Source organism: Mesorhizobium sp. M7A.F.Ca.AU.001.01.1.1 (genome assembly GCF_004022735.1).
Classification (GTDB): domain Bacteria; phylum Pseudomonadota; class Alphaproteobacteria; order Rhizobiales; family Rhizobiaceae; genus Mesorhizobium; species Mesorhizobium ciceri.
The window spans coordinates 1-6,306 of sequence record NZ_RZPF01000045.1; the positions used below are offsets into that span (position 1 = coordinate 1).

The 6,306-nt window shown below is 59.1% G+C and carries 13 protein-coding genes; all 13 read left to right on the forward strand.

All coding sequences use genetic code 11. The features are described 5' to 3' along the window. On the forward strand, nucleotides 1-425 hold a 425-nt coding region (locus EN884_RS04845; RefSeq protein WP_206617557.1), incomplete at its 5' end, for a hypothetical protein. Next, entirely contained in the window at nucleotides 425-826 is a 402-nt protein-coding gene (locus EN884_RS04850) for a DUF968 domain-containing protein (RefSeq protein ID WP_063168476.1), read from the forward strand. The genes EN884_RS04845 and EN884_RS04850, both read left to right, overlap by 1 nt. Then, nucleotides 823-1,290: an HNH endonuclease gene (locus EN884_RS04855; RefSeq protein WP_082826492.1), complete on the forward strand. Its 468-nt coding sequence runs from the start codon at nucleotides 823-825 to the stop codon at nucleotides 1,288-1,290. The genes EN884_RS04850 and EN884_RS04855 overlap by 4 nt, the downstream gene beginning before the upstream one ends. Continuing rightward, complete coding sequence (locus tag EN884_RS04860; RefSeq protein ID WP_127224489.1) at nucleotides 1,274-1,513, forward strand: hypothetical protein; 240 nt, start codon at nucleotides 1,274-1,276, stop codon at nucleotides 1,511-1,513. The genes EN884_RS04855 and EN884_RS04860 overlap by 17 nt, the downstream gene beginning before the upstream one ends. Next, a complete protein-coding gene (locus tag EN884_RS04865) occupies nucleotides 1,513-2,127 on the forward strand; it encodes an NADAR family protein (RefSeq protein ID WP_063168478.1) in 615 nt (204 codons plus the stop codon). The genes EN884_RS04860 and EN884_RS04865 overlap by 1 nt, the downstream gene beginning before the upstream one ends. After that, nucleotides 2,127-2,369: a hypothetical protein gene (locus tag EN884_RS04870; RefSeq protein ID WP_127224488.1), complete on the forward strand. Its 243-nt coding sequence runs from the start codon at nucleotides 2,127-2,129 to the stop codon at nucleotides 2,367-2,369. Before EN884_RS04865 ends, EN884_RS04870 begins: the two co-directional genes overlap by 1 nt. Further along, nucleotides 2,362-2,694, forward strand: a complete 333-nt coding sequence (locus EN884_RS04875) for a hypothetical protein (protein WP_127224487.1) — start codon at nucleotides 2,362-2,364, stop codon at nucleotides 2,692-2,694. The genes EN884_RS04870 and EN884_RS04875 overlap by 8 nt, the downstream gene beginning before the upstream one ends. A gap of 20 nt (nucleotides 2,695-2,714) precedes the next feature. Beyond that, a complete protein-coding gene (locus tag EN884_RS38935; RefSeq protein ID WP_206520952.1) occupies nucleotides 2,715-3,275 on the forward strand; it encodes a hypothetical protein in 561 nt (186 codons plus the stop codon). Beyond that, the gene (locus tag EN884_RS04885) at nucleotides 3,276-3,578 is read left to right on the forward strand and encodes a hypothetical protein (protein WP_063168480.1); all 303 of its coding nucleotides are present in this window, start codon (nucleotides 3,276-3,278) and stop codon (nucleotides 3,576-3,578) included. Next, complete coding sequence (locus EN884_RS04890) at nucleotides 3,575-3,919, forward strand: hypothetical protein (protein ID WP_063168481.1); 345 nt, start codon at nucleotides 3,575-3,577, stop codon at nucleotides 3,917-3,919. The genes EN884_RS04885 and EN884_RS04890 overlap by 4 nt, the downstream gene beginning before the upstream one ends. Further along, entirely contained in the window at nucleotides 3,909-4,547 is a 639-nt protein-coding gene (locus EN884_RS04895; protein ID WP_063168482.1) for a hypothetical protein, read from the forward strand. The genes EN884_RS04890 and EN884_RS04895 overlap by 11 nt, the downstream gene beginning before the upstream one ends. Then, a complete protein-coding gene (locus tag EN884_RS04900; RefSeq protein WP_244514311.1) occupies nucleotides 4,544-4,846 on the forward strand; it encodes a hypothetical protein in 303 nt (100 codons plus the stop codon). The genes EN884_RS04895 and EN884_RS04900 overlap by 4 nt, the downstream gene beginning before the upstream one ends. After that, nucleotides 4,810-6,039 (forward strand): hypothetical protein, encoded by a 1,230-nt coding sequence (locus tag EN884_RS04905; RefSeq protein WP_063168483.1) that lies wholly within the window; start codon nucleotides 4,810-4,812, stop codon nucleotides 6,037-6,039. The genes EN884_RS04900 and EN884_RS04905 overlap by 37 nt, the downstream gene beginning before the upstream one ends. Nucleotides 6,040-6,306: the final 267 nt, after the last annotated feature.

A 6,306-nucleotide genomic window follows, 5' to 3' on the forward strand; every position in this document is an offset into this window, starting at 1 on the left:
ACATCAGCCGATTCCGTCCGGACCGGGATGCGTTCGCAACCACCTTGACCAGCGTCGATGCGCGTTTTTCCCGAAAATGGGAACGCAACGCGGCTGATCCTGATAACCGCATTTCGACGCTGAAGGCTTTCCACAAAGCCGGCATCTTCACATGGGTCAGCCTTGAACCGACGCTCGACATCGAAGCGTCGCTTGCTGTCGTCGACGCCACTCACGAGTTCGTTGATCTCTACAAGATCGGCAAAGCGAACTATCTGAAGGAGATCACGAGGACGACGGATTGGCCGGGTTACACCCTGCGCATGATCGACAAGATGCAGGCGCTCAGGAAGAAGCACTATATCAAGCGCGACCTCCAATCTTTCCTCCCGGCCGGCTATCATAATCCGCTGCGCGTCCGGCAGAACCACGCGGCAGTCGCCTGATGGCCGGTCGAGTCCCCTACCATCCCGAAGCCTTCACCAACTCCCCGGTCAAAGGCCAGAAGCGGCCACGCAAGGAAGACGGTGCCCATTTGAGATGGATCCGCGGCCTACCTTGTTTGATCAGCGGCAAGCGGCCGGTCGACGCCGCGCATGTCCGCTATGCCGATCCGGTCTACGGAAAGGGTGAAACCGGTGGCGGCCGGAAATCTGATGATAGATGGACAGTTCCCCTTCATCGGTCGCTGCACACTGAGGGGCCTGACGCGCAGCATGCGGGTGGGGAGCGCGCCTTCTGGGAGAAGCACCTCATCGACCCGCTTCGCGTCGCCCTAGCGCTCTACAACGTCACTGGGGACGATGAGCAGGCAGAACTGATCATTCGAAATGCGAGGAAGACATGACCAATTCAGCGCCACTATGTTCCATTGATGGATGTGCGAAGACGCAGAAAAGCCGAGGCTTGTGCAGCGCTCATTATGAACGATTGAGATCGCATGGCGATCCACTGTATGGCGGCGATCTTGGGACGACGCATGGCGAACCAGAGCACTTCTACAAAGAAACGGTCGTGCCATTTCGTGGCGACGAGTGTTTGGAATGGCCGTATGCACGATCAGGCGTCGGCTACGGGCAAATGCGGATCAACGGCAAATCGCACAACGTCCACCGCCTTATTTGTCGTGAAACACATGGGCGTCCACCGACACCAGACCATCAAGCCGCTCATTCATGCGGCAATCGGGCCTGTGTAAATCACCGGCATCTTTCTTGGAAAACGCAGGCCGAAAATGAACTGGACAAGATCCAGCACGGCACAATGCCGATCATCAAAAATGGGAGGTGGGCAAGTGTTAGAGAATTATGACGCATGGAAGCTGATGACGCCCGAAGAGGACAACGAGTCCCGCGGCGGCAAGCTCTGCCCTTGGTGCGGCGCCTATTCGCCTCGCCAGTGCGATCTTGAGGAAGAGACTGGCGGCGTCTGCCCTTGGGAAGAGAGCGAGCCTGACCCGGACGACATCATGGAGGCGCGGCGCGAAGACCGCGAGTTCGAAGCCGGCCATCCTCACAATGGAGACGATTTCTGATGACTGACGAAATAGCCAAGTGCGACATCTGCGGCGAGCCAATGCCGGCCGGTGAGCAAATGTTCAAGTTCCACGGCTATAGTGGACCGTGTCCGAAGCCGCCGCTGCCGACCATCGAATGCCACGGTCTCGACACACAGGAGCGAGTTTGCTTCTACGAGCAGGATTTCTATGTCCTGTCGAATTTCTCGGCCTTCACCATTATGTGGGAGTGGACGCCGCGCGACGGTCTAGCCCGGTTCGATACGTCAGAAGCGGTCTACCATTTTATGAAATTCAAGCCAGGCGTTCCGACTGCGGAGCAGTGGAGTTTGATGCACAACATCATCCTCGCGCCGTCTGCGCATGAGGCGTTCAAAATCGCTGAACGCAACAAGCATCATCGCCGGCCAGACTGGGACTACGTTAAGGTCGACGTCATGCGTGAGATCCTCCACGCTAAGGCCGATCAGCACGAATATGTGCGCCGGAAACTCCTTGCGACTGGCGATCGCCAGTTGGTCGAGAATTCATGGAGAGATGACTTTTGGGGTTGGGGACCAAACCGCGACGGCCAGAACATGCTCGGCAAGCTCTGGATGGAGATACGTGACGAGATTAGAGCGGCGGCGTGATGGCTACCGTGTTCCTCGACTGCCCGAACAACAGCACCCTGTTCACGACGTGCTGCGAAGTGGCGATCTGTGACGATCAAGAAGTTTGCCCGCACTGCCGTCAGGATGTTGAGCCAAAAAACCGACTGTCCCGCTGGGAAACGGCTTACGGGCCAATCCGCCGCAAAGAGCGCTGGTACGGCAATTGGTATCCGAACCATGGCAAGGGGCGCGGCTACAAAGGAGAAACAACGCATGTTTGACATACTGGACCCATTTAACGGACCGGTCATTCCAGGTCTTGAGAAGTTCGAAACTGTTTATGCCAAGGAACAGCCGCAGTATCGGCCGCTGCGCACCCTGCCTGGTCGCAAAGGAGTGAGCGCCATCAGCAGGTTCAGTCTGACAGACAGTCAGCGCCAGGCTATCGCCAATGGCGCGGATATCTATCTCGAACTGCTTCACTTCGGAGGTCCGCTCGCCCCCAGCCTGCTCATGGTGTGTGAGCCGGCTGACACGGATGATTTCCGCGGTTGGTGGCGGGCACAGACCGACGGTCCTTATGCGGTGCGGAGCGAGCAGTCATGACCGAAGATCAGATCAAGCACATGGTCGACCGGTTCCTCCAATGGCGCCTGCCAGAGAATTTCAGTCCTGACGCGGGCATCAGCTTCAAGAAGACGTTCAACGAGAACAGCCAGTTCGGACCAATGGAGCACAAGCCAATCGGCACCAATCTGTTCGACGCCATCCAGGCCACGGCCATGGTGCAGCACATGCTTGAGGGGATGCCAGACGCCGTACGAGGCGATGACGACAAGTGCGGCCTCTGCGGAAGGGCCGCGAGATGCGAAGCTTGTGCCGAAATCAACGAAGTCGGTAGCCGTCTCGAAGTGTCCGAAAAACAGATACAATCTTCGGACACCCCGATGCAGGAGCGCGCGCAGCGCAAATTCTACAATGCCTGCCTCATTCTAATGAACCTCGATATGGATGAGCTTGTAGGGGCCGGCGTCATTGAACCGGGAAACCTCGACCGCGGCGGCAGTTCATGGGAGCGGTTCAGTCGCGACCCTCTGACCTTCATCGCCAAGATAGGCGACGGACAGCGCAGTGCGCTTTGGCGCCTCATCGAGTCTCGACAGCCGAACCATGCGAAGGAGGATTGAATGTCCGTGCGCACCACTGCCACGCTAACTTTTGGCGCGTCGATCACTCTGAACGAAACCGAGGTCAGAGCGCTTGAAGCCATGATTGGATATGGCGCCGACGCATTCCTGAAAGTCTTCAAGGAAAAACTCGGCGAACACTACATCCGAGACCACCAGGAAGGAGTGAGATCGTTCTTCAAGGCGGTAGGCAGGGACGTTCTACCTGCCCTTCGTGATATCGATGAGGCCCGGAAGGATCTCCAGAAGGCAGCCGAAAAGCGAGCGGAGGCAATCAAGACAGCAAAGGAAGCGAGCGCATGACCGTTCAAGCCGATCAATGGGATCCAGCGGTCCGCGGCCAAAAGGTGTCGGATGCGACCGGCCGAGTGATCTACCGCTACCAGATGCCGGTCCAAGAGCACTTCACCATGAAACTGCCGGCCGGCGCCGAGATCATCCGCATGGCGGATGTGGCCGGCATGTTCTGGCTGTGGGCCGTCGTCCGGACCGACGTGCCCGACGAGGAGCGGCATTTCCATGCGTTCAAGACCGGCGGCGCGATCCCTGGCGAACTCAACCTGAAATACGTCGGGTGCTGCGCGGTCTTCATCCAGATGGAGCTTATGCTCTACATCTTCGAGGATCTCGGCCATGCGGGATAACCTCTACGGCTTCAAGCCGGTCGATCTAGGCCTTGTCGATCTCTCGCCGAAGGAGATGATGTTCTGGCTTTATTGCCCGATCAAGATGGCGGACCGGTTCAAGGTCGTCATCCCGTCAAACCTGCGGCAGTTCGAAGATATCGTGAATGCGGTCTACCGCGACGTCGCCAGCATGAGGTGGCTCGATAGCTACGTCTACATCACCGCCAAGACCCTCTGGGTGACGCACGAAAACCCTGGCAACCGCCGCGGCTGGCACTCCGACGGATTCATGACCGACGACCTGAACTATATCTGGTCGGACTCGAGGGGCACGCTGTTCTGGGAGCCGGACGAGGCAACCACTTTCATCCAAGATCACACGAAATCCCTTGATGAGATGGAAGCCAAGGCCGAGCGTGGGCCGTTCAAGACCTATCCGGACAAGCATCTGCTTCGCCTTGACCAAGGAGTGATCCACCGCGTCGCCGACTTCGAGTCGCCTGGCATGAGGACGTTCGTCAAGATCAGCGTCTCGCGGCACCAGTACCGACTCGCCGGCAATTCGATCAATCATGGCCTGGCACCGGACTGGGCTTATGTCGAGCGCGCCGCTGAGCGCAATACGCCGGAGGTCACCGCTCCGTGACCAGAATTCCGCCAACCAAACTCGACGATCTGCCGATGTTCGCAGGCGACCGCGAGATCGCCGAAGCTTTGGTTGGACGGTTGGCGGCCGAAAAATGGGTGAAGGAACGCCTTCCGACCCTTGCGCAGAGGCCAGGGTTCCCTGCTATTGATGCCTTTCACGGCGGGCGACCTGTGCCGCTCGTCAAGCGCTTCTATGAGAACTACCTCGGCCTGCCGGCGGATGCCAAGGGCAAGCCGGACGGCAAGGAGGATGACAGCGCATGGACAAGACGAAAGCCCCGGGCCTCAAATGGATGAAGCGCGCCGGCGGCATGACGCCTGTTTGGGTCGCTGATGAAGTCGACGTCAAAAAGGGGTTTTCTCCAAAGACGGTGAACTTGTCGGCCCTTGCTGATCAGCCGGAGATGCTAAAGGCGAAATGCGACTCGCTACAAGCCGACATGCTCCTCTGGCGCACCGGATATCGCAATGATCCGACTGCATTCGACGGATCGGTCAAGTCACTGCTCACCATCTACCAGCGCCATGCCGAAAGCCCATTCAAGAAACTGAAGCCGGCATCCCGCCGCACCTACGTTGGCTTTCTCTCCAAGGTTGAGGGCCATATCGGCGCCAGGCGCGTTGATGCGATCAGCGGCGTCGACATCATCCGCTATCACCGCCTCTGGTCAAACGGCGGCGCCAACCTCGCCACCGCGGCGATGTGTCGGTCCATCCTCGAGTCCGCTCTCAGCTTTGGCGTCATGTGCCGGTTCGACGGCTGTGCCGAACTCCTGATGATGCTGCGCGAGGCGAAGAAGTCGCTTCCCCGGTCTTCGCCGCGGACGGCCGTCATCTCCGCCGACCAGGTTGTCGCCGCCAGGGCGGCTGCGCGCGCCGCCGGCCGTCAATCGTCGGCATTGACCTACGCCTTCGCGTTCGAGACGACCTTGCGCCTGTGGGACGTCATCGGCCAATGGTATCCGCTGAACGAAGGCGGCCTGTCTGCCGTACTGGACCCGGCAACTGGCGAGAAATGGTTCGGGCTGCGCTGGGAAGATATCGACGAACATATGGTGCTCAGGTACACGCCGTCGAAGACCAATGAGACCACAGGCAAGCGGATCATCTACCCCCTGTCCAAGGCGCCCATGGTTTTGGAGGAGATCAACCGGGTGCCGCTCGAGAAGCGAGTCGGTCCGATCGTCGTTTGCGAGGACAGCGGCATTCCCTACCGGCCAAAGAATTTCGCCTATCGCTGGCGGCTCGATCGGAAGAAGGCAGGCATCCCGGGAACGATGTGGGCCCGCGATCTCCGCGCATCCGGCATCACCGAGGGCCGCGCCGGCAACGCTTCGCTCGAGGATACGTCGAAGGTCGCCGGGCATAGCGGGACGCAGACGACCGGACGAGTCTATGACCGGGCTGTCTTTGAGGCCGCCGACCGCTTTGCTGACGCCAGAATTAAGGGTCGCGAACAGAGCGGTAACGGGAGCGGTAACGGGCGGTAACGGATTTCCATTTTGTGATGGAAATACAATCGCTTGCGAGTTCGTTATACTAACGAAGCGTTTAGAGCCGCCTGGCCCAACCGGACGCGCCTTGCCGCGAGCCGCTGCCGGGCATAGCGTCTCGCCACATCCAGCCGGTCACCAACAGGGTCTGAAATTCGATGTCTGAAACAGCAAAGTCACGCGCTGCAGCGCTTCCTCACCTGCGTCGCAGCGGGCTTGCCATGGGCGATTCCATTCCCCTGCCGCTGACCATGGCCGCCATCT